Source organism: Streptomyces sp. SP18BB07 (assembly GCF_036322545.1).
Classification (GTDB): domain Bacteria; phylum Actinomycetota; class Actinomycetes; order Streptomycetales; family Streptomycetaceae; genus Streptomyces; species Streptomyces deccanensis.
In genome coordinates, this window is record NZ_JAQYWT010000340.1 from 97,331 (window position 1) to 119,240 (window position 21,910).

20 protein-coding genes are annotated in these 21,910 nt (G+C 68.3%); 14 read left to right on the forward strand and 6 right to left on the reverse strand.

Annotated elements, in window-relative coordinates:
* Positions 1–43: 43 nt before the first annotated feature.
* From PUR53_RS28585 to PUR53_RS28600, 4 genes are all read left to right on the forward strand, one after another.
* A complete protein-coding gene (locus PUR53_RS28585; RefSeq protein WP_329910107.1) occupies positions 44–1,579 on the forward strand; it encodes a DnaB-like helicase N-terminal domain-containing protein in 1,536 nt (511 codons plus the stop codon).
* Between the two features lie 381 nt (positions 1,580–1,960).
* The gene (locus tag PUR53_RS28590; protein WP_329910108.1) at positions 1,961–2,914 is read left to right on the forward strand and encodes a DUF2637 domain-containing protein; all 954 of its coding nucleotides are present in this window, start codon (positions 1,961–1,963) and stop codon (positions 2,912–2,914) included.
* Positions 2,915–3,175: 261 nt separating this feature from the next.
* Positions 3,176–3,676, forward strand: coding sequence for a plasmid mobilization protein (locus tag PUR53_RS28595; RefSeq protein ID WP_329910109.1), 501 nt, complete (start codon positions 3,176–3,178; stop codon positions 3,674–3,676).
* Entirely contained in the window at positions 3,673–5,391 is a 1,719-nt protein-coding gene (locus PUR53_RS28600) for a relaxase/mobilization nuclease domain-containing protein (RefSeq protein ID WP_329910110.1), read from the forward strand. Before PUR53_RS28595 ends, PUR53_RS28600 begins: the two co-directional genes overlap by 4 nt.
* A gap of 828 nt (positions 5,392–6,219) precedes the next feature.
* Here the strand turns inward: PUR53_RS28600 and PUR53_RS28605 are convergent.
* The 4 genes from PUR53_RS28605 to PUR53_RS28620 are packed head-to-tail and all read right to left on the reverse strand — an operon-like array spanning position 6,220 to position 8,245.
* A complete protein-coding gene (locus PUR53_RS28605) occupies positions 6,220–6,459 on the reverse strand; it encodes a DUF397 domain-containing protein (protein ID WP_329910276.1) in 240 nt (79 codons plus the stop codon).
* A 20-nt stretch (positions 6,460–6,479) separates the two neighbouring features.
* Positions 6,480–7,334 carry a helix-turn-helix domain-containing protein gene (locus tag PUR53_RS28610; RefSeq protein WP_329910111.1) on the reverse strand — a complete coding sequence of 285 codons (855 nt, stop codon included), beginning with the start codon at positions 7,332–7,334 and terminating at the stop codon, positions 6,480–6,482.
* Positions 7,335–7,341: 7 nt separating this feature from the next.
* On the reverse strand, positions 7,342–7,866 hold the full coding sequence (locus PUR53_RS28615) for a DUF6879 family protein (protein WP_329910112.1): 525 nt from the start codon (positions 7,864–7,866) through the stop codon (positions 7,342–7,344).
* Positions 7,826–8,245 (reverse strand): hypothetical protein, encoded by a 420-nt coding sequence (locus tag PUR53_RS28620; protein ID WP_329910113.1) that lies wholly within the window; start codon positions 8,243–8,245, stop codon positions 7,826–7,828. Before PUR53_RS28620 ends, PUR53_RS28615 begins: the two co-directional genes overlap by 41 nt.
* Before the next feature lie 198 nt (positions 8,246–8,443).
* Between PUR53_RS28620 and PUR53_RS28625 the strand changes: the two genes are divergently transcribed.
* The 8 genes from PUR53_RS28625 to PUR53_RS28660 all read left to right on the forward strand — a co-directional run bounded on the left by PUR53_RS28625 (position 8,444) and on the right by PUR53_RS28660 (position 16,635).
* Positions 8,444–8,812 (forward strand): hypothetical protein, encoded by a 369-nt coding sequence (locus PUR53_RS28625; RefSeq protein ID WP_329910114.1) that lies wholly within the window; start codon positions 8,444–8,446, stop codon positions 8,810–8,812.
* Between the two features lie 381 nt (positions 8,813–9,193).
* A complete protein-coding gene (locus PUR53_RS28630; protein WP_329910115.1) occupies positions 9,194–9,487 on the forward strand; it encodes a hypothetical protein in 294 nt (97 codons plus the stop codon).
* Between the two features lie 123 nt (positions 9,488–9,610).
* Entirely contained in the window at positions 9,611–9,781 is a 171-nt protein-coding gene (locus PUR53_RS28635) for a hypothetical protein (RefSeq protein ID WP_329910116.1), read from the forward strand.
* A gap of 20 nt (positions 9,782–9,801) precedes the next feature.
* On the forward strand, positions 9,802–11,049 hold the full coding sequence (gene fxlM, locus PUR53_RS28640; protein WP_443080370.1) for a methyltransferase, FxLD system: 1,248 nt from the start codon (positions 9,802–9,804) through the stop codon (positions 11,047–11,049).
* Positions 11,050–11,119: 70 nt separating this feature from the next.
* Positions 11,120–11,314: an FxLD family lanthipeptide gene (locus tag PUR53_RS28645; RefSeq protein WP_329910118.1), complete on the forward strand. Its 195-nt coding sequence runs from the start codon at positions 11,120–11,122 to the stop codon at positions 11,312–11,314.
* Between the two features lie 70 nt (positions 11,315–11,384).
* Positions 11,385–14,432 (forward strand): lantibiotic dehydratase, encoded by a 3,048-nt coding sequence (locus PUR53_RS28650; RefSeq protein ID WP_329910119.1) that lies wholly within the window; start codon positions 11,385–11,387, stop codon positions 14,430–14,432.
* Positions 14,429–15,580: a lanthionine synthetase LanC family protein gene (locus PUR53_RS28655; RefSeq protein WP_329910120.1), complete on the forward strand. Its 1,152-nt coding sequence runs from the start codon at positions 14,429–14,431 to the stop codon at positions 15,578–15,580. Before PUR53_RS28650 ends, PUR53_RS28655 begins: the two co-directional genes overlap by 4 nt.
* Before the next feature lie 44 nt (positions 15,581–15,624).
* Complete coding sequence (locus tag PUR53_RS28660; protein ID WP_329910121.1) at positions 15,625–16,635, forward strand: thiopeptide-type bacteriocin biosynthesis protein; 1,011 nt, start codon at positions 15,625–15,627, stop codon at positions 16,633–16,635.
* Between the two features lie 285 nt (positions 16,636–16,920).
* Here PUR53_RS28660 and PUR53_RS28665 read toward each other — a convergent pair whose 3' ends face one another.
* Positions 16,921–17,745, reverse strand: a complete 825-nt coding sequence (locus PUR53_RS28665) for a hypothetical protein (RefSeq protein ID WP_329910122.1) — start codon at positions 17,743–17,745, stop codon at positions 16,921–16,923.
* 410 nt (positions 17,746–18,155) lie between these two features.
* Here PUR53_RS28665 and PUR53_RS28670 point away from each other — a divergent pair, with 410 nt between their 5' ends.
* Entirely contained in the window at positions 18,156–18,929 is a 774-nt protein-coding gene (locus PUR53_RS28670) for a hypothetical protein (RefSeq protein ID WP_329910123.1), read from the forward strand.
* 278 nt (positions 18,930–19,207) lie between these two features.
* On the opposite strand, the gene PUR53_RS28675 is transcribed toward PUR53_RS28670, so the two are convergent.
* Positions 19,208–20,137: a hypothetical protein gene (locus PUR53_RS28675; protein ID WP_329910124.1), complete on the reverse strand. Its 930-nt coding sequence runs from the start codon at positions 20,135–20,137 to the stop codon at positions 19,208–19,210.
* A 210-nt stretch (positions 20,138–20,347) separates the two neighbouring features.
* On the opposite strand from PUR53_RS28675, the gene PUR53_RS28680 reads away from it, so the two are divergent.
* Positions 20,348–21,862, forward strand: a complete 1,515-nt coding sequence (locus tag PUR53_RS28680) for a hypothetical protein (protein ID WP_329910125.1) — start codon at positions 20,348–20,350, stop codon at positions 21,860–21,862.
* The last annotated feature ends 48 nt before the right edge of the window (positions 21,863–21,910 follow it).

Consider the following 21,910-nt stretch of genomic DNA (forward strand, 5'->3'; position numbering starts at 1 on the left):
GGCCGGGATTGCCGTCCCATATGGCCCGCAGGAGAGGAGCTTCATGCCCCAGGGTACGCCCCTGACCCCGCCGCCGCCATCCCCCGCCGTCTCCGCTGACGCCGAGCCGCCGACGGACATGCTCCACGCCCCGTTCAACATCGACGCCGAGCGTGCGGTCCTAGGCGCCTGCATGCACAGCGCCGACGTGATCGACACTGTCCGGCCCGTACTCGGCGACGCCGCCTTTTACCGACCCGCGCACGAGACCATCTGGCGTGCACTGCTCAGCCAGCACCGCGAGGACAAACCGACCGACCCGATCGCCCTCACCGAGCTGCTCGAAAGGCAGGGTGATCTGCTGCGAGTCGGTGGCAACACCTACGTGTTCCAGCTCGCCGACCTGCACTACGGCACCGGCGGCGCAGAGCATCACGCGGAGATCATCCGCGAGAAGGCCAACCTGCGCCGGCTGCTCGCCTCCGCGATACGCACTGTCCAGCGTGCCCAGGAGCCGGGCGCCGATCCCGAGGCGATACGCATCGAGGTCGAGGCGGAGATGCGGGCCGAGCGTGAGCGGGCGCTGGCCTCAGGCCAGGGGCGCCTTAACCGCTTCGCCAGGGACGGATGGTCCTTCGTCAAGGAATCCGGCGCGGACGCCGAGCCCCTGTGGGGAACACGTGACAAGACCGTCTGGGCCCCCGGCGAAAGCCTGATGATCGTCGGTGCTCCGGGCGTCGGCAAGACCACCCTGGCCCACCAGGTGATCTTCGCCCGCCTCGGCTTGTCGGAGACGGTCCTGGAGATGCCGGTCGCGCCCAGCAGGCGGGTGCTCTACCTGGCCATGGACCGTCCCAAGCAGATCGCCAAGGCCATGGCCCGCCGGGTCTTCGACACCGACGAGGCGATCCTTCGCGACCGACTCGTCGTCTGGGAAGGGCCACTGCCCGCCACCCTCGACAAGGAACCCGACCTCCTCGCCGACCTCGCCGCCGCACACCAGGCGGACACCATCGTGATCGACAGTCTCAAGGACGCCGTCAGCACGATGGTCGACGACAGCCTCGCTGTCGCCTTCCACAACGCCCGCATGCGCGCCCTGCGAGGCGGCGTGGAGATCCTGGAGCTGCACCACCAGCGAAAGGCCACCGCCGACGCCCCGCGCGGCCAGCGCCCCAGCCTGGACCAGGTCTACGGCTCCACCTGGATCACCGCCGGCGCGGGCAGCGTCCTGTTCGTCACCGGCAGGGCAGGTGACCCCGCCGTCACCCTGTACCACCTCAAGACCCCCACCGGTGAGGTTGGCCCGCTGGACGTCACCCACGACCACAAGCGCGGCACCACCACGGTCGACCCGACCAAGGATCCCGCCGCCCTGCTGCGCAACGCCCCGGGCGGCCTGACCGCCCGCGACCTGGCGGCCATCCTGATCGGCGGCGGCGACCCCGAACGCGCTGACGTCGAGAAGGCGCGGCGCCACCTCGCCCGCCTCGTCGACAGCGGCCTGGCCACCAGGGCCGACGGCACCGCCGGAGGAGCCGGAGGCGGGCAGCAGACCCGCTATTACGCCTCCTCCCGCCACCTCACCGCCGTCGGCTGAACCCCCTGTCGGTCGGCGCGAAGCGATCACGCGACCGTACACGCGGCCCTCACGCGAACCCCCCACCGTGAACCGCTCACAGCGTCCACGCTCACCGCAAAACCGCAGGTCAAACGATCACGCGAGCGTCCACGCCGTACACGCGCCCAAGCGATCACGCGCGGGGCCCCCTTTAGAAGGGGGCCCGCGTGAACGCCCCCTCCGTGAACGCCCTCACCCCAGCACCACAAGCCTCACTTCCCCGCCCTGGAGCCCGCCCTTGCACTCCCCTGCCCCGAGCGCCCCGGCTGCCATACGCGGCAGCCGCAGCAGCCGCTCCGGCATCGCCCTGCTCCCACCCGCCCCGGCCACCGTGCACTCACACCCGCTGGAGGTCGTCGCGTGAACCGCCTGGGACGCATCACCCTCGTCGTCGGCCTGTTGGCCGTCGTCCTCATGGCCTTCCGGGTCTCGTGGAACGCGCTGTCCGACGTGGCCCGCGCCATCGGCGCCGACTCCACCGCCGCCCTGCTCTACCCGATCGTCGTCGACGGGCTGATGGCCCTCGCGCTGGTCGCCACGCTCGTGCTGACCGGAACCGACCGGACGTTCGCGCTGCGGGTCCTGGCCACCTACACGATCGCCAGCCTCCTGCTGAACTACGTGCACGGCCTCATTCCGGCCCTGCACACCGCGTCGATCCAGTGGGGCCGACTGGCCGACTGGGCCCCTGCGAACTGGGCCCTCGTACTGCTGGCGACCTCGCTCCCGGTCGGGTCGATCTACTTCGGGTCGGACCTCGTGGCGAAAGTGCTGCACCACAACCCCGAGTCGGCCGACTCTGCCGAAGCAGCCTGTGCCAAGTCGTGGAGTCAGCAAGCTGACGAGCAGGCGGCACGGTCGAGGTCTGACCAGGCCGCATCGGCCCCCGAGCAGTTGACCGAGTCGACCTCCATGAAGGTCGCCGAGGCGCCCGTGACGAGGCCGACCGAGGCCGACGAGTCGGCCACCGCTCCCCGACGGCCCCGGTCGGCCGTTGCGGTGGAGTCGACCGGAGCCGCCCCGCGTCGGGCGACCGGTCGCGTCCCCACCATCGCCAAATCGACCGCCGACCGCACCCGCACCGACGCCGAAGTCCTCGACGAGGCCCGACTCCTGACCGCCGACTGGAGCGACGACCGGCTGAGCGCCGAGCGTCTGCGCAGCGCACTACGGATCGGGCAGAAGCGCGCCCGCGCCCTGCGCGACCAACTGCAGGCCGAGCGCACTGGCCAGGCCGAGCCTCTCGACGGACTCGACGAAGCCACCTCGCAGCGGCAGAAGGAGCTCGACACAGCCCCCGTCGGCACCGCCTGACCCCCTGCAAACGCACCGATCGCCATCACCCCTCCGGATCCCCCGTGCCCCGCGCAGAACAACACAGGCACGGGGACCGCGCACAGCGAAGCACCCGGCACCAGCACCCCAACGGAGAACCGATCCATGCACGACCCACACCACGAAACCTCCGACTCCCAGCAGGCAATAACAACCACTCCAGCCCCGGACAGCACAGCAAGTTGGAGGTTCGGACACTCCCCCGCGGGGGGAGCGCCCGAACCCGACCCCGCCCCGGGGATGGCGGGGCCCGTCCGGCGCCAGGGGGCACCGGACGGAGAGGCTGCGACCGAGGGCGGATCGCAGCCAGGAAAGGCTGGCCGTACGCGCCGGACCAAGATCAAGGGGAAGGCGCGTCTGCGCGAGAAGAAGCAGCGTCCGGCTCAGAGCGTCCGCCTCAGCGATCACGAGCACGCCATCATCCAGGCCGGCGCCGATGCCGTCGGTATGAGTGTGGCCGGCTTCCTCGCGCACTCCGCGCTGGCCGCCGCCCGCGACCAGTCCCGTACCGCCGTCACCATCGCCACCGAACGCGATGTCCTCACGGAGCTGTTCGCCATGCGCCGGCAGTTCGGCTGGGCCGGCAGCAACCTCAACCAGGTGACCAAGGCGCTCAACTCCGGCGGCGAAGTGCCCTATCTCAAGGAGGTGCTCGCCGACGTCCACCGCGCGGCCAATGCTGCGAAGCAGGCCGTCGACCGGGTCGCCAACCGCCAGGAGCGGGAGGGTGAGGCGGCTTGATCCCCAGCATCCATCGGCAGGGCAGCAGCACCCTCGGTCTGCTCCACTACCTCTACGGCAAGGGCACGCACGAGGAGCACGTCGACCCGCACCTGGTCACCTCCTTCGACCATCTGGCTCCCGACCCCGGCCGCGACCCCTCGGCCACGAAGAAGGACCTCGCTCACCTCCTCGACCAGCCCCTCCACCTGCTCGACGCAGACCAGCGGCCCGAGCAGCACGTGTGGCACTGCTCGGTGCGCGCCGCCCCCGACGACCCGATCCTGACCGACGAGCAGTGGGCCGACATCGCCCGCCGCATCGTCGCCGCCACCGGCATCGACCCCGGCGACGGAGCGGGCTGCCGCTGGGCCGCCGTCCGCCACGCGGACGACCACATCCACGTCATCGCCACCCTCGTCCGCGAAGACGGCCGCCGCCCCGACCACCACCGCTCAGGCAAACGCGCCCAGGCCGAAGCCCGCCTCATCGAAGCCGACTACGACCTCCATCGTGTTGCCCCCGGCGACGGCACCGCCGCCAAGCGCACCACCAGCGCCGAGCGGCACAAGGCCGAACGCCTGGGCTGGGACCGCGCCGCGCGCGAGGAACTGCGCGAGACCGTGCGCCGCGCAGTGGCCGGTGCCGCCTCCACCGACGAGTTCCTCGAACGACTCAAGGACGCCGGGCTTCTCGTACGCACCAGGGTCCTGCCCTCCGGCGACCTGAAGGGCTACACGGTCGCCTTGCCCGGTGACCGCAACGGGGAGAAGGAGCCGATCTTCTACGCCGGTTCCACGCTCGCCCCCGACCTGTCCCTGCCCCGCATCCAGGCACGCTTCACCACCGCCTCCGCCTCACCGGGGACCGCCGACAGCGAGCGGGCGGAACGCTCTACCGCGTCCTCGGCACCCGCAGCGGCACGGCGCACCACTGCCGACGCGGCCTGGGCAACACTGCTCGTCCTCGACCACAGCGGCGACGATGGCGCGGCTGTCGCCCAGATTTCCGCCACCGGCGAGGTCCTCGACGCTCTTGCCAAGACCTCGGCACTGCACACCCGCGACGAGCTGCGCCGGGCGGCCCGGGAGTTCGAGCGGGCCTCCCGCTCCCACACCCGAGCCGAGTTCCGCCACGCGCAGGACCTGCGTCGGGCAGCCCGTGACCTGATTCACGGCGGACCTGCGTTCGGCCGGGGCGAGGACGGAGCAACCACGGCGATGGCGATCGACATGGTGTTCTTCCTCGTCATCGCCGCTGCCCACTGGCACGCCCAGCGTCAGCACGCCCAGCAGGCCGAGGCTGCCCGCCGGGCCAGCGAGCACCTACGGGCCGCCTACCAGCAGGCGGCCGCCGGACATCTCACCGTGCTGCGCGAACGGGGCCGCCGTATCGCCCCGTCCCTGCGCCGCCACCACGCCACCACCGTGCGCGCCGCCCTGCCCGACCTCGCCGAAACTATCCTGGCCGAGCCAGGCTGGGACGCCCTGGCCGCAACCCTCGCCGACGCCACACAGGCCGGCCACAACCCGCAGGCGCTCCTCACCGAGGCCGCCACCCGCAGGGAACTCGACACCGCCGACTCCATCAGCGACGTTCTGGTCTGGCGCCTGCTCCGCATGGCCGATCTGCCCGCCTACGCCTCGGCCACCACCCAGGCCAGCCGTCTCACCGACCGCCAGGCCATGGCACCACCCCTCACAGTGCCTTCGGCGTCGCGCGCACCCCGCCGCTGATCCTGGCGAAGGTCTGTAGGCGATCGCCGCTGATATCACCGACTGCGCGTTGCACGACGGGCCCGACCGGATCTCCCGGTCGGGCCCGTCACGCACCTACACCAACATCGACCGATCAGGCACGCACATGTCTTGCTGCACCCCACGAGCCTCCGCCCGTCATCGGAGGCGGCGACATCCATCACGCGCTACGTGACCGACATCACATCGCTACCTCGGCAGCGTCACATGCCTGCTCTTGCTGCATTGTCTGCTCGCGCTCAAATGCTGTGTGCCCCCCTCACTGCCTCTCTGGTGACCGAAGGACAAAAAACGTCCCCTGCACCTCGAGAGGTTCCTAAATAAGTACGCGCATAAGTACTGCCGATAATGCGCGACGGGTCAGAAGCACCCAAGTCGCGGCACACAGCAGCCAGTTCGGGCGCTAGGCTCGTGGCGCTGCTCATCTTCCTCCGCGAATTCCCGGCCGACGGCCGGGTCGGTAGGTCGGAGCTCCCCAACATGGGGTGCCCTGGGAAGAGAGGGGCAGTAATGAGAGACAGATCGTTCAGGAAGGCCGGGAAGCGCTGGCCTGGCGCGGACCGCTGGCAGGTAACCCTGTCAGCGCTCAGCCTTCTCGTGGCGGTCGTTGCTCTCGTGGAGCAAATAAGGCGGTGAGTCCGGCCGTAGCCTAAACGGCCGGACTCGACCGCCGCTCCGCGGGCACTGGTCCGGTCTGGGTACGACCAGGCCGGACCGTGTCCGGGAGCTGCCCTCGCGAGATGCGCCGCTCGGATCACAGATTCAAGTTGAACTACAAGTTGGCCTACAGCTTGTGGCACACCCAAGTTACACGGGATTAAGTACAGCGCACGTCACCGCTGGTAGTTCGCGGCATTCCGCGGAACAGGTACCGAGTCTCTGCCTGGTGTACTCCACGAAGGCCGTCCATGTTGCTCGTTGGACTTCGATCATTCCCCGGCCGCGTGTCTTGGTGTCCCGGACCATCACCGTGGTCGGGTCGTTGTCAGCGACTTCGACGCAGTTCTGCGTTTCTGTGTAAGAGCTGGTTCGCCAGTTCGGGGTCATCGGCTGCACGGTGCGCTCTCCTAGTCGTTCGGGATCTGGTCGTAGTGCTGGATCGCCGTGGAGATGAGGTCTCGGACGGCGGTGCCGTAGACCGCTGACTGCTTCAGGAGGGCGAACGCCTTGGTGTACAGCTCGATTTCTCGGGGCTGGGAGACGGAGAACTCCGCCGAGTAGGTCTCGACGAGGACGAGTCGGGCGTCGAACATCGAGAACGCGTTGCCCGGCCAGATGAGGGTCGGGGCGGACTTGGGGACGATGCCCAGGCTGAGGCGGGGAAGGCGCATCACGGCCAGGAGGCGGTCGAGCTGCCCCTTCATCACTTCTGGGCCGCCGAAGTTGGTGTAGAGGGCCTGTTCGCCGAGGAGAACGTTGAAGATGCGCTCGCCCTGATACAGGTACTGCTGGCGTTCGAGTCGCTTCGCCACGGCCGCTTCGGTGTCGTTGGGTATTTCGTAGTAGCTGACGCCCTGTTGGAAGACCTCGGCGGCGTAGTCCGCGGTTTGGAGGGTTCCCCAGATGAGTGTGGGGTGCCAGATGCGGAAGACCTTTGTCTTGGCGTACACCGGGATGGCTTGGCGCTGTCGTTTCTCGACGCCGGTCTGGAGTTGTCGGCGCCATTCGAGCCACAGCTCGTCGACATGGCGGACGATCGCGACCAGGTCGCCGAGTTGGTCGCCCTGGCCGGTCGTCTCGCACCAGACGCGGATGTCGTCCTCGCTGGGACGCTGCTTGCCGTTCTCGATGCGGGAGACCTTCGACTCCTGCCACGAGGTGGCACGCGCGAATGCCCGGCCGCTGGCGAATCCGGCGTCCTTTCGGAAGCCGCGCAGCCGGGCACCGAGCGCTTGCAGTGCCTCTTGTACTTGGGTGCTCACGGGTCGGTCAGGGCTTGTACTCGGAGTGCGGGATGGCGGCGGACCACAGCAGGTCCCGTAGGCGTACGCACTCGGCTGCGGTGTCCGGGTCCTCAATCAGTTCCGACCCGAGCACACGGCCGTCGGGGGCAAAGTGGCCCACGGCAAGCAGGCGATCGTCGTACAGCCACCAGTCGTTGCCTCCCACAGGGAAGGTGATGCCCTCCAGCAGGCGGTGTCGGGGCAGCCAGCGGATCTCCTCGCCGGCCTCCTCGTTCAGGGTGGTGGTGGCGTGCTCCCACTGGATGTAGGGGGAGTGTGGCTCGGTGACAACTCGGACGCGTCGGACAGTTTTCCCTTCACCCGTGACACGCCTGATGAGCCGCGTCCAGGGTTCCATGTAGGAGTAGTCGACGGTCTCGCCGCGGAGCCAGCTCGTGAACGGGCTGTCCTCGTCGGGGACGGAGTAGTCGTCCCTCAGCTCCAGATGGAATGCGTCCTGCGCGAAGCTCTCAAAGAGCTGGTTGCGCTCGGTGCTGGAGATCAGCTCCACGCGGTTCCTCCAGTAGGGCGGTGATCGCGGCCTTGGGGACCTCGACCACGGTCTCGTAGTCCGGAATCTCCATCTGGGCCAGCGCTTCGGGGTCGGTCACCTCGCGGCCCTGGACGACGAACGTACCGCTCGGCGTCAGGATCGTGATCGGATCCTCGACACGCCTGATCTCCCCGGCCGCCAGGCCGTCCTTTGTGAGGTGCTCGAACAGCTCTGTGGGCACCTCCACCGCTGTCTCCCCCTCCGGGATCTCAAGCTGCATCAGCAGGTCGTTCGCAAAGATCTTCCAGCCCTGGACGAGGTAGGTGTCCCGGTCTGTGGCGTACAGGGTCGGGCAGTCGCCGACCGTGGAGTTCTTACCAAGGAACCGTAGCTTCATGGTGGTTCTCCTGTCTGCTGCCTTGCTTGGGATTGCGCGACATGACGATGGTCGATGGGCTGTTGTAGGCCGTCAATCGGCTTGCTGCAAACTCGCGCAATCTCCTTGGGACTTGGGTGACTGCAGCTCTACGTTCGTCTCCGAACCCGAGCAACCGAGGCAGCCGCCGCACGTTGCGGTACCGAGGGGAGATGCGTGGTGACCACCGTGACGGACAGACGCAAGGCTCCAGCCGTCGACAACCAGCCCATCGACACGGAGCTGATCGCGGACAGCACCGACGCCGCCCTGAGGATGAAGCTGGGCACCTCCACCCGCGAAAGCATCGACATCAGGACCACGGCCGTCATCGAGCAGCTGAACCGGCTTCTCGGCATGGACCTGGGCGCGGACAAGGACCCCGACATCAGGCATCTGGTCAGACGGGCGAACAAGCTGCTGGATCTGTCAGAGCGTCCTACCAAGGAGACGCCGGCCTTCAGCGCCTTCTTCTTCATGCGCGATGTGGCCAGTCTTACCCGCCGGCTGCTGTGGGTCTGCCCGGAGGCAGGCGGCCATGCGCCCTGATCACCCCGTGCTCCTTCACGTCTCTCCCACGCCGGCACGCGCCGTCTGCGAGCCCGAGTCCGGGTTCTGGTGCGAGTGGCGTCACGCGGACGGGCGCCGCATCAGCTGTGCTGCGCAGCCGACTGCCGCTTCGTCTGTCCGGTGGGCACGCATTCAGGTCCGCGCCATCGCCTCGGCGGCTGAGCTGGCGTTCATCGACCTTCTCGTGGACCGACGGGCCCAGAGCTGGCGGGACGCCGTCTCAGCTCTTCAACAGGGTGTGGATTTCACGCTGCCGCTCGCAGCGGGACCGTACTCCTTCGTGTGGGCTGCGCGCCCCGTCGCCTTTCTGCCCCTCGTCGGCGGCAACCCGATGCCCCACCTCCCAGGAGGAGGCCCGCCATGGGGGTGAGGCCCGGAGAGTTGTGGAGCCGTTTCGACTGGGCGAACGGCAGCTGCTTCAGGTGCGAGCAGACGAACGTCCCCGTGGCCGAGGTCGGTGAGATCGCGGTGGCGGGCACGGCGTTTCCGCTCTGCGCCTGCCAGTGGTGTGTCTTCAGGCTCGAACAGCTCCACTGGACGATGAGCGAGCGCGCCGCCCGCCAGCGGAATGCCCCGGTTCCCACACAGCCCATCCCTCTCGGCCAGTGGCCCACCAAGGTGCCACTCAACAGACCGTCCGCCCACGTCGCGTAGGAGAACGGCCGCGTCTTGGGCGGGCCTTCAACCCCGCTCCCGCTGTTCGAGCTGGAGGTCCCCGGCCTCATAAGGACAGGTCACAGCGGGAGCGGGCCGCACCGCCACGAGAAGAGAGCCGCCTTGGCAACCGAGGAACCAGACGACGACACGTTGTTCGACCTGATCGGCGCCGTCGGCGCCGGGATCAACGCCAGTAAGGACGAGCGCCTTCCCCTTGACGTGCGCGAACTCGCCGCTGACCTGGCCGAGAACACCACAGACAAGCTGGGCCAGTTCAGGAAGACGGCCTAGCGCCAAGAAGGAGAATGCTCGTGAACGACGCCCCCGACACGACGTCCGGGAACATCAACACCCCCGCATCCGAGCAGCAGCTGCGTGACGCCATGGTGGAGCAGCTGATCGAGCTGGGTGCCGCGCGCAGTTCCCGCGTCGTGGCCGCGTTCCGTTCGGTCCCCCGGCACCTGGCCACCCCCGAAGTCGAGATGGCCAGGACGTACGAGGCCGAGTTCGCCGCAGTCACCAAGACGGACCCAACAGGCGTGAACATCAGCTCGGTGTCCGCCCCGCGGATCCAGGCTATGCAGATCGAGCAGGCGGACATCCAGCCGGGGATGAGTGTCCTGGAGATCGGCTCCGGCGGGGTGAACGCGGCCTACCTGGCCGAGATGGTGGGCGAGCGAGGTCGCGTCGTCACGCTGGACATCGACCACGACGTCACCCGGCGGGCGGAGGACTTCCTCAAGACGACCGGATACAACCGGAACGTCACTGTGATCACCGCCGACGGCGAGCACGGTGCTGCCAGCCATGCGCCGTACGACCGCATCGTCGTCACCGTGCAGGCCGCCGACATCCCGCCCGCCTGGGTCCACCAGCTGAAGGAGGGCGGCCGGCTCGTCGTCCCACTCCGGATGCGTGGCATGACCCGCACGGTGGCGTTCGTCCGCGACAAAGAGCGGCTCGTCAGCAACGGGTTCGAGCTGTGCGGGTTCGTACCGATGCAGGGCGTCGGGGAGAACCGCGTGCGCCTGCTCCCCCTCCACGACGTGGAAGGGGAGGAAGTCGCTCTCCGTCTGGACGAACATCCCGAGCCCGACGCCGAGGCTATGCGCGCCGCGCTGGGCATGCCTCGCGTCGAGGTGTGGTCGGGCGTCACGGTGGCCGGTGACGAGTCCACCGAGCACCTGGACCTGTGGCTGACCACCGCCCTCGACAACCTGCCCCTGATGGCCGCCAAGATCGGCGCACGACAGCGTGGTGTGGTCGCCTCCGCGTCGCCGATCGGCGTCCCCACGCTGGTGGACGACGACAGCTTCGCCTACCGCACCGCGCGCCCCACCGACGACACCGACCGGTACGAACTCGGGGCGATCGGCCACGGGCCGCAGGCACGCAAAGTGGCGGACCGCCTGGTGGAGGAGATCCAGGTCTGGCACAGCGACCGCCGGACCCAGCGAGCGCACATCGAGGTCCACCCGGCAGGTACGCCGGACGACCGGCTCCCCGCGGGCCGGCTCATCGACCGGCCCCACACCCGGGTCACGATCACCTGGCCGTGACGCCGTCGGCGGCGCCACGGCCAGGCCGGCACAGCACATCCCACCCAACTCTTCCCATGAGGAGAACGTGATGGCACCGCAAAACCCCAACACAACGCTGAAGGCCGCGACCGACTACAGCACCAACACCGGGTCGGACTTCGACCTCAACATCGAGACCCTCGCCTCCGCCCCGGTCATCGGCTCGCTGCTCAACGACACCAGCGACAACTGCACCTCCACCTGCCAGTCCGCCTGCACCAACAGCACCTGCATCGGCGGCTGACCCACCGGGGCCGGGCGAAATCCGACACGCCCGGCCCCGCGCACCGCCGTGATGAAGAAGGAGGACAGCGATGTACCACGCAACCGATGCGAGCATGATCCGCGCATCAGTCTTCCCGCTGGCGGCGACGCTTCCTCCTTGGCCCGACCTGGACGGCGACGCCCCGGCCGACGTCGATCGCTGGCGCGACTGGATCGCTCACGTCTGGGCGGACGACACCCGGGCTGCCGCTATCGAGTTCGCCGCGCCGCTGCTCACCGCCGCCATCCGCAACTTGCTCGACGGAGAGCGGCAACGGACGCGCTCCGTCCGGCGCACCGCGGCCTCGCTCGCCCGCTACCTGCTGCGCATGCAGCACCGAGCCACACCGTTCGGGCTGTTCGCCGGCCCTGCCCCCGTGAGGATCGGCGGCACTGCTCGGGTGCAATGGGGGAAGAAGCACCGTGCTTTCGCCCGGGCCGATGCCGAGTGGTTGAATGCCGCCATCACCGCCCTGGAAGGCAACCGGGAGGTGCTGCGGCGCCTGCCCGTGGTGGCAGATCCGACCTGCACGGTACGAGGCACTCGGGTCGCAGTACCGCACCAGTCCGGCACGAATGGCCCCACCGACACCACACTGCGACGAACCCCAGCCGTAGAAGCGGTGCTCACCCTGGCCCGTACCCCGATCACCGTCGGCGACATCGTGGCCAAACTGCAGAGCGACTACCCGGATGCGCCGACCGCGGTGATCGAGGATATGGTGTCCAGCCTCGTCGCCCACCGCGTTCTGCTGACGAGCCTCCACGCCCCCATGACGTGCGACGACGCACTCGGACATCTCGTCGCGCAACTGGACGCCACGGGTGCCGCCGCCCCATCAGGTGGAGCCGATACGGCCGAGGAGCTGCGAGAGATCCACCAGCTCCTCACGCTGCATGACATCGCTGCCCAGGGTGAGCAGCAGGCTCTGCGCGTCCAGGCGGCTGCGCGGATGAACACCCTCACCGGACGCACCGCCCGCACCCTGGTCGTGAACGTCCGCCCCGACTGCGACATCGTCCTGTCGACGGCGGTCACGCGCGAGGCGGAGCATGCCTTGGAGGTCATGTCCCGCATCTCGCCGTACCCGAACGGTTCTCCGGCGTGGCAGGACTACCGTGCGCGGTTCCTGGAGCGCTACAGCATGGGCGCGATCGTTCCCCTGCGCGACCTCACCGACCCGGACACCGGCCTCGGCTTCCCCGTCGGCTACCGCGGCACGGTCCTGAAGCGGCCGGTGCTGGCCACGACCCGCCGCGACGAACACCTCCTCGCCCTCGCCCAGACCGCCGCCCTCAACGATCGGCGCGAAGTCGTCCTCGCCGAGGAGGACATCGAAGCCATGTCGCTCGGGGAACCCACTCAGGTGCCCGCGCACGTCGAACTGTGCTTCACCGTGCTGTCCCCCTCACTGGAGGACCTGGAGCATGGCCGGTTCGACCTGGTCACCGCCGGTCTGTCCCTCGCGGCCGGTACCACGACGGGCCGTTTCCTGACGATGCTGGACCAGCCGGACCGCGATCGGATGACCGCCGAGTACGCCGCCCTGCCAACTCTGGCCGCCGGAGCCGTACGCGCACAGGTCTCCAGCCCACCCCTGCGCATCCCGACCCGCAACGTCGGCCGCGCCCCAGCCGTCGTACCCCATGTCCTCTCGGTCAGCGAGCACAGCCCGGACGCCACCCTCGACCTGGACGACCTCGGCGTCGTCGCCGACGCCCGGCGCCTCTACCTGCTCTCCCTCTCCACCGGACAGCTCATCGAGCCCTCGGTCATGAACGCCGTGGAACTCAGCAGCGCCACCCACCCCCTCGTCCGCTTCGTCACTGAATTGCACCGCTCCCACACCGCCATCCTCACCCCCTTCGCCTGGGGTGCGGCGGCCCGGCTGCCGTTCCTGCCCGAAGTCCGCGTCGGCCGCACCATCCTGTCCGCCGCCTGCTGGCGGCTGAACGCGCGCGACCTCTCCGACGACAGTCGCGACTGGATGTTCCGTTTCACCGACTGGCGCATCCGCTACGGCGTACCTCGCACCGTGTACGTCGGGGGCAACGACCAACGGCTCCGCCTCGACCTCGACATCAGTGCCCACCGGCAACTCCTGCGCGCCGAACTGGACCGCCACAAAACGGTGACCGTGCACGAAGCGCCCGACGAGGCGGCGTTCGGCTGGGTTGGCCGCGCCCACGAAATCACCGCGTCCTTCGCTTCCGACCAACCTCCTTTCCCCGCCCCCATCAGCCGCACGACAACCGTCGTCAGCCGCGACTCCGGCCGCCTGCCCGGCGTCGGCGAGTGGGCCTACCTGAAGCTGTACGGCAACGCCGACCGGGCACCCGAACTGCTGACCGCACACCTCCCGCGCCTCCTCCACAACTGGGACGCCGACGCACCGACGTGGTGGTTCACCCGCTACAACGACCCCGGCAGCCACATCCGGCTACGGCTCCGTCTCTCGAACCCGAATGCCTTCGGTGAGGTGGCGCAGCAAGTCGCCGCCTGGGCAGGTGAGCTGCGCGCGGAGGGCCTGCTCCAACGTATCCAGTGGGACACCGACGAGCCGGAGACCGGCCGCTACGGCACCGGCCCCGCCCTTACTGCAGCCGAACAGGTCTTCGCTGCAGACTCCGCCGCCGCCCGCGCACAGATGGCCCTCCCCATCCCCGACGATCTCCGGCCCGCCGTCATCGCCGCCAGTTTCGTCGACATCGCCGACCCCTTCCTCGGCTCCCCGGCGGACGGACGAGCGTGGCTTACGACGAACCTCCTGAAGAACGACGGTGAAGCCACCACCCGCGACGTACTCTCCGCAGCCGTCCACCTCTCCGCCCCGGGCCCCGACCACGCGGCCCTGCGAGCCTTGCCCAACGGCGAGCACCTCGTCACAACGTGGGCCCGGCGCCGCACCGCCCTGACCGCCTACCGCCAGGCTCTCGAAGCCGATGGTTCCGACCCCGCCGCAGTTCTGCCGTCCCTCCTGCACATGCACCACAACCGGGCCGTCGGCATCGACCCCGACAGCGAAGCCACCTGCCGCCGCCTGGCCCGCTCCGCCGCCCTGTCCTGGACCGCAAGAAAAGAAGGAGCCCTGCGGTGACCACCGCTCCGCCCGCCCTGGACACGGACGCCACCCTCCGGCAGTCTCTCGCCCGAGGCTCCCTCGGCGTCGCCCTGCTCCACGTCGAACGCGCTCGCCAGGGCACCGGATCCTGGCAGACCGCCCATCAGCAACTCGCTGCCATCGGCCCGCTCCTGGACAGCAATGAGGCAAGCCTCTTCCTCGGCCCGCCCGCGATGACGTATGTGCTGCACTGGACCGCCGACGACGACAGCGACCGGTACACCGGCGCCCTGCACACACTCGACCGAATCGTCGCCGCCCACATCCGACGCCGACTGACAGCAGCACACGCCCGCATCGACCGCGGCGAGCCGACCACCTTCGCCGAGTACGACCTCCTGCGCGGCCTGACCGGCCTCGGCGCCCTCCTCCTACGCCGCGCCCCCAAGTGCGACGACCTCAAGGGCGTACTGGAGTACCTGGTACGCCTGACCGAGCCCCTCCACACCGCCGACGGACGAACCCGCCTGGGCTGGTGGGTGAGCCACAGCCCCGTCAACCTCACTGCTCCCACTCCCGACGGCCACGCCAACGCCGGCCTCGCCCACGGCATCACCGGCCCGCTCGCACTCCTCGCACTCGCCAAACTCCGCGGCATCACCGTGCCCAGCCACGAGAAGGCAATGCTGCGGATCTGCCGCTGGCTGGACCAGATACGCGTAAGCGACCACCACGGCACCCGCTGGCCACGCTGGATCACCAACACCACCACCGTGCCCCCACACCTGGCCGCCCCCTCCTGGTGCTACGGCACCCCCGGCCTGGCCCGCGCCCAACAACTCGCCGCCCTCGCCCTGAACAACCCCGACCGCAAACGCATGGCCGAAAGAGCACTCCTCTACTGCCTGGCCGACCCCACCCAGCTCAACCAACTCACCAGCCGCGGCCTGTGCCACGGCCTCGGCGGCCTCCTCCGCGTCGTCCAACGCGTCACCCAGGACGCCGACGAACCACGAGCCTTCGCCCACCACCTGCCACAGCTCACCGAACGCTTCCTGACCACCGAACCTCCAACCGAGACCGGCTTCCTCAACGGCTCGGTCGGCGCGACCCTCGCAGTCCAGAACATCCAAGAAGGCACCCTCCCAACCAGCGACTGGGACGCCTGCCTCCTCCTCATCTGACCCCGCCACCGAAAGGGATCGGGATGAACTTGCCCGATTGCAGCATGCTCGAGCAGGCCATCCTGGCCGTCCTCACCGGCACCCCGCTCACGGAGGCCGCCGGACGAGCGCAGACGTCGCCCGAGCATCTCGCCGAGACCACCGAGCGCTACCGGGACGCCGGCCGGTCGGCACTCGACCCCCAACTCAGCGGCTGGCACCAGGTGAACATCGAGTTCACCGACTACCCCACGGCAGAACGAACCTTCGGCGCCTACCTCCTGCCCGCCTTGCGCACCGGGCCAATCGGAGCGTGGTGGTTCGTGCGCAAGTACCCCTGCTGGCGTCTACGCGTCCAGCCGGGCCCGGGTACACGGGTGGAGGACGCCGTCGCGCACCTCACTGAAGTACTCGACAGGGCCCTGTCCTGGGGCGTCGCCATGCGGTGGTGGCCCTTCCTGTACGAGCCGGAAACCATCGCCTTCGGCGGCCCGTACGGCATGACGTTCGCCCACACCCTGTTCCACACCGACAGCGTCGGAGTCCTCGACTACCACCAGCACCTGACCCACAGCACCAGCGTGCTCCCCAGCCCCAAAGAGACCTCCCTCCTCGTCACCACTCTGATGCTGCGGGCCGCCGGGCTGGAGTGGAGCGAACAGGGAGACGTATGGGGGCAGGTCGAAGCACGACGCCCACTGCCCACAGACGTGTACCCCGACCAGGTCAGCACCATGGTGGCCCCGGTACAGCGACTCTTGACGCTCGACGCCTGCTCCGCACTCACCGACGGCCCACTCGCGCCGCTCGGGAACTGGGTGACCGGCGTGGAGCGCTCCGGCCAAGCCCTCGTAGACGCGGCACGCGCGGGCACGCTTCAGCTCGGCCTGCGCGGCATCCTGGCCCGGCACATCCTCTTCCACTGGAATCGAATGGGCTTCACCACCCGCCAACAGGCCATCTACTCCAGAGCAGCCAGGGAGACGATTCTCGGTGGCCGGGAGTCTCCCTGGCCGCGGCCGTTCACCTCACTCAGCGACAACAGGGAGGCCCCGTTGTTCCACAGGCCGAGATGATCGCGGTGCACCGCGAGGATGCTGTGCTGCACCGCGAACGGCTCGGAGGGACGGCTGAAGCGCGTGGTCGTCACGAACACGGCCGGGTCGGCCGCGAAGTGCACTCGGCGAAGATCGGGCCCTGCCGCCAGGGCCGCAGCTCCCTCGCGGCGCTGAAGGCCACGTTCATTCCTCCCCCGCCCCGGGTCTACTCCGGTTCCGATGGTTTCGGCGAGCGTGACCACGACGGCGTCGACCTGGCGTTGGCGGATATAGACGAGCGTACGGTTGCCCAGTCCTTTCCACTCAGCTGCTCGTTGTCCCACTCGCGTCCCCGCTGGTGGATAGACGAAGGATCTTGTCCCAAGTAACCACTAGCCCTGCAGCGACGGCTGTGGCCAGGGCAACGCCCACAGCAGATGAAGCCAGGGCAAACACAATGCCAGCGAGACAGAGGGTGAACGCGGCCCCTCGCAGCACCTGCTGCCGCCATGCTTTGCGCTCTCGGTGACTGTGCAACAGTCCGTCACCGGATTCGCCCCCGGGTGCGAGATCGTGCAGACGGCCGCTGGAGAGGACTTTCAGGATTCGCTCCACTTCGAGCAGAGCACGCTTCGCACCGTCGATCCGATCAAGTTCAACCCCGTCGCGAAGCTCACGTACAAGGGCAGCAGCTGCTGAGAACCGGGCGATGACCTGAGGCATGGGGTTACGGCCGTCGGGAAGCGCCCGCTGCACGGCATACCTCTCCAGTGCGATGGCGAAGTCCTCCAAAGCCCGGACGGCTGCAACGTGCGGGGAGTTGAAGGGCGTTGCTGTCGGAGGCTCCTTCCCCGTTATCTCCAGAGGCTGGAGAAGAGCCTCGTAGGCCCTCCGTGCCGTGACCGTCACAGCCTCGGTTGTCCACCGTTGCATGCCTTGGTTCGTGACCAGTGAGGCGACCACGGCAGTGATCAACAAGGGCGCCATCAGGGCCCCGATCGCGAGCGCGTCGCGCCAGACGTGCCAGGTTGTGCGCTCGATGGTTGTTGCAAGAGCGCCGCCCGCGGAGACGGATGTCGCGACGGGGACGATCATCTTGATGGCGAGTGCCCTCCTGGCCACCTGATAGAGGACGTCTTCGCGCTGCAAGTAGTCCAGCGTTGGACGGTCTGGACGGGTCGCCAAGGAGCTGTCACGGACCTGGCGCACCAGGTAAGCGCGGCGGCGTCTTGCGTGTGCCCGCGCGTGAGCCCAGCAGATCCGTTCCAAGAGTGTTCTGGTACCTCGGCGCTGCGACGTTGCCGTCATGGTCAGGGCCCATACCGACATTGTCCAAGCAGCGAAGATGACCGCCCCAAGCTCGGCTTTCGACACATTCTCCCCCTCTGAAACTTCGTGGGGCGCACCCCATCGCAAGTTACCCCCAGGAGAGGGGTGTTGGCCGAGCCGGAGTCGGGCTCGTCACCCAGGCACCCGCTCGGATAGCTGCGACTCGGCGTACGGCCGGAGACGACCGCTGCCACTTTTCGTCCGGCGCGGCGGCAAAGTACAGTCCCCAAGTGCGCTACGAGCAAAGGCCATTGATGCCTCAACCTGGAGCGTTCCCTGATGAGAAGGCGCTCTCTGCTGTTGTCCTAGGCAAGCTCGACCGGTGGTTCCACATCGAGGAGCAGATACCAGGGCGCTACTGGACCGGCGAAGAGACGCGCATAGACGCAGTACTCAGGCCCAGAGATCCGAAAGGGTGGCACGATGATGCCCCCGCGTTCGGTGTTGAGTTCAAGAATCCCACCCCGAACACCAGCACCGGACACCGCTACGGCTGGGTCACCCAGGCCGTTGGTTACGCCCATTGCGAGTGGCAGGGATACGGAAGACTCGGGATCTTCTTGTGCCCATCGCCTCTGTCCTGGCTTCTGTCCCGCGCTGATGAAGTCGCCTCCGCCCGCCAGAAAAAGATTGGTCCCGAATCACTAGAGCAGGAGCGAGTGAGGGTTCGTGAGTATGGACGACTATTCGGCAAGGAGTACTCCGATGCCTACGTCGACCGTGAAGCGCTGCTGGCCCATCGGCGCACCCTCGGGGAATTGACCTACGAGGAGTTCACCGCTCGCGCCGACGGGTTCGTCAACGCGGACGAGCGCCAGCAGGAGCATGATCTGCGAATGGCCGACGAACTGACCCACCTCATAGGGCAACTCGGCGTCGGTGAGCTCATGCCCTACGAGAAGATCGGCTGGGCGCTCATGCGGTCAGGTATGCGGCTGTGGAGCGAGCAGGACGGAGTGACCCGTGTCCCATTCCAGCTGCGGCCGCGTATCGGCTCCCGATGAAATGGGTGCGTCCACGGCGCATCACTGTGTCAACCTCGGTCCCGCAAGAGCAGCGCTCCCGGCGCGGCCAGCGAATGACGCCGCGCCTTGGACGCGGCATTCCCAACTGATGCGCAACAAATCCAGGTGCCGCAGGCCCCCTAAGCAGCAGGAACCCGTCGGCCCCCTGTACCCGGTGGTGGGACCGGCTACAGGGGGCCTTGGATGAGGGCGGGTGGGAAAAGCGGCCGGGGCTCAGACAGACCATCTCTCTGGCTGTCGGGCGGCGTTCTCCCCCGTCACGCAGCCAGCGGCGGTGCCTCCTCTGCCTGCGCGGGGGGCGCAAGGAGGGGGAAGGCACAGTCCTCTGGGCGCCGGCCCATCCGTTGCGCAATGACCGCCGCGAGCAGCGCGACCCCCGGACCGGTCACCGGCGAGCGTTCCATTCCCACGTAGAAGATCCCGTTCTCGTCGGGTTCGGCATCCACGCGGTCGAGGCTGGCGGACAGCGCGGCGCAGTACCCCCACAGGTCCGCTCGCAGCCCGCTGGGGATGTCCGTGCGGACCCAGACCAGGGGGTGCAGCACTCCCTGGTCGTCGTAGCCGATCGCGACCATAGCCCCCACGCCGTCGGGAAGCGGATAGACCTCCTCCGGCATGTCCTCGGCCGTGCCAGCGAGTGCGTCGGTGATCAGCGTGCGCAGTGCCGCGATCGACTCCTCGTCGCTGCGCCAGCCGTGCAGTGGCGCGTAGGCAGATCCTTCGTAGAGCTCGCGCACTTCCTTGCTCTGCTTCGTGCGGACTTCGGGTGGATCGGCTGCTGGAACGTCCTCCGGGTCGACCTCCTCCAGGAAGGTCTCGGCGAAGGTCACCTCTTCCTCCGAGTCCACTGTGATGGCGGCCCAGCCATGACCAATATGTTCGGCGAAGAGCCGCCGGATTCGGTGCTTCTTCGCTTCCTCGGACAGTCCGGGGACCGTGATGACGAGGATCCGGCCGCGGAGGGCGATGAGCCATGCCTGATGGTCGTCGATCAGCTCCCTCTCGGAGAACGTCACACCCAGGATGTCACCCAGGACCTCGACCGGCAGAGCCCACGCGTCGTGCGCTCGCAGCGGCGATGGTGCTTGCTCTGTCACCGAGGGAGATGAGCGCGGCGCGCCGGTAGCAGGCTGTTTCTCGCAGACTCGGGCGCTGTCCGTGACTGTGTGATCCGAATTGGGCACCACGATGCTTCCTTTCGCCAGGAAATTGAGTAAATCCAGTCTTTGCTGGGAAAGCGCACGGCGCCGCATATAGTCGGAAAAGGTCTTCTCGTTTGCTCTGCACCTGCCAGGCTGGGAGCCCCGCACGCCGGAGGGGTCGCGGCTTCGGCGGCTGGACATACTCTTTTGCATCAGGGAGTCGACGGCTGAGTCCAACCGGCCGAGGAGGTGCGCGTGAAGAGCACCGGTTCTCCGCTGACGAGCACTGCCGCGCGCCGCCGTCGAACACTTGCGCACCTCTCGCCAATTTTCGAGGTGCACCTGAACCGGGCGAGGAACCCGTCGAGTGTGCAATGGGGGGCGTATGACTTCGTCGCCTTGATCCAGTCGTGCGTGGACATGATCGCTCTGTCCTCTGGGCTGGAGGGCAATCTTGGCGCGCCACGTGACGAGGTGCTCGCTGACATGGCCCGTGTCTCTGCGAGCATGGCCCCACACCGCCCTGCTGAGGAACACGCGCACGTTGCCCGGCATCTCCTCGACCACCTTCTCCGCCACGCCGAGCCGACCCCGTACTTCAATGTCGAGTACGCGGATCCGGATTCCAGCTGGCAGCCGGTGCCTCTTCAGGTACGCGTGCTGTACGAGACGCTGGCCGCCGACGGGCGCGCCCTGTATGTCAACGCCGACAACACCGCAGTGACTCTGCTGCTCATCGCGACCAACCGGTCGTTGGAGGACGAGCACGAGGCGGTGATCGCGGTCATGCGAGCGCAGGCCGAGAGCGGGCGTCTGGATGCGGCGATCGACTCGGCGGAGGACGCCCTGACGCTGTCGCGAACCTACGCGGCGAATGTCCGGCGCATGATCGCCGAGGCCGAGCGGGATGTCACCCGCGTCGACTACCTGCGGGTCCTGCGGCCCGAGCTGGTAGCTGCGGCTGCGCATCTGGAGCGGCGCATCAGCGTCGACGGCACGTTGCTGCGGCACCTGGAGAACCTACGGGCCGACGCCTCCGAGGAGCAGGAACCTGTGGCTGTGCGGCAGTTGTCCGTGGCCGCGTCGCGGCTTGGTGACGCGGTGGAAACCCTGGCTGTGCTGCAGACCGATGTGATCGGGGCCGCTCCGCGCTGGCGTGAGGCCCAGGCCGCGCAGGCTTTCAGCGCCGTGCCGGTGAGCGAGATCGACCCGACAGCGGACGTACTGTCGGCGCTGCTGGGCGGCCTACTGTTGCCCCGTGGTGCTGAGTTGTCTCCACCGGCTCCACGAGTGCTGTTGGATGTCGCGGCGCTCGCGGACCGACTTGCCGTACCGCCGAAGCAGGTGCCGGAGCCGGATGCTGCGCCCATCGTGGACGAGCCGCTCGAAGACGCTGACGGGGTGTACGAGCAGTTCCCGGAGCAGTTCCATGATGTGGCCCATGTACTGCGGGCTCATCGGATCATGCCTGGCGCCAAGGCTCGTCTGACCGACCTGCTGGCCGATGCCGACCGGCTGTTCGCCGCCGAGGGACCGTCCGCCGTCGTCGACGGACTGGTCGCCGTCGTCGGGGGTTCACGTGACACCGCCCGCCGCAGGCTGCGGCTACTGCTCGCGCTCGACGCGATGATGCTCTGGCGGCCCGACGGCTGGCCCGACGCTTCGGACGAGTGGTGGGCGCTGGACGACGGGATACGAGGGGTGTTCGCGGACCTGGACGTTCCCGATCTGCTCGTCTGCCGGAAAGAGGACGAAGATGACAGCTCGTGACGACGCTAGGGATGTCGGCCTCCTTCTCAGGTACGGTCTCGACCCCGC

Bases quoted from the DNA above. Each gene is read 5' to 3' on its own strand.
- PUR53_RS28630 (WP_329910115.1), top strand. From the start codon at position 9,194: ATGGGGGTGAGGCCCGGAGAGTTGTGGAGCCGTTTCGACTGGGCGAAC.
- PUR53_RS28585 (WP_329910107.1), top strand. From the start codon at position 44: ATGCCCCAGGGTACGCCCCTGACCCCGCCGCCGCCATCCCCCGCCGTC.
- PUR53_RS28595 (WP_329910109.1), top strand. From the start codon at position 3,176: ATGGCGGGGCCCGTCCGGCGCCAGGGGGCACCGGACGGAGAGGCTGCG.
- PUR53_RS28620 (WP_329910113.1), bottom strand. From the start codon at position 8,245: ATGAAGCTACGGTTCCTTGGTAAGAACTCCACGGTCGGCGACTGCCCG.
- PUR53_RS28660 (WP_329910121.1), top strand. From the start codon at position 15,625: ATGCTCGAGCAGGCCATCCTGGCCGTCCTCACCGGCACCCCGCTCACG.
- PUR53_RS28650 (WP_329910119.1), top strand. From the start codon at position 11,385: ATGTACCACGCAACCGATGCGAGCATGATCCGCGCATCAGTCTTCCCG.
- PUR53_RS28605 (WP_329910276.1), bottom strand. From the start codon at position 6,459: ATGACCCCGAACTGGCGAACCAGCTCTTACACAGAAACGCAGAACTGC.
- PUR53_RS28645 (WP_329910118.1), top strand. From the start codon at position 11,120: ATGGCACCGCAAAACCCCAACACAACGCTGAAGGCCGCGACCGACTAC.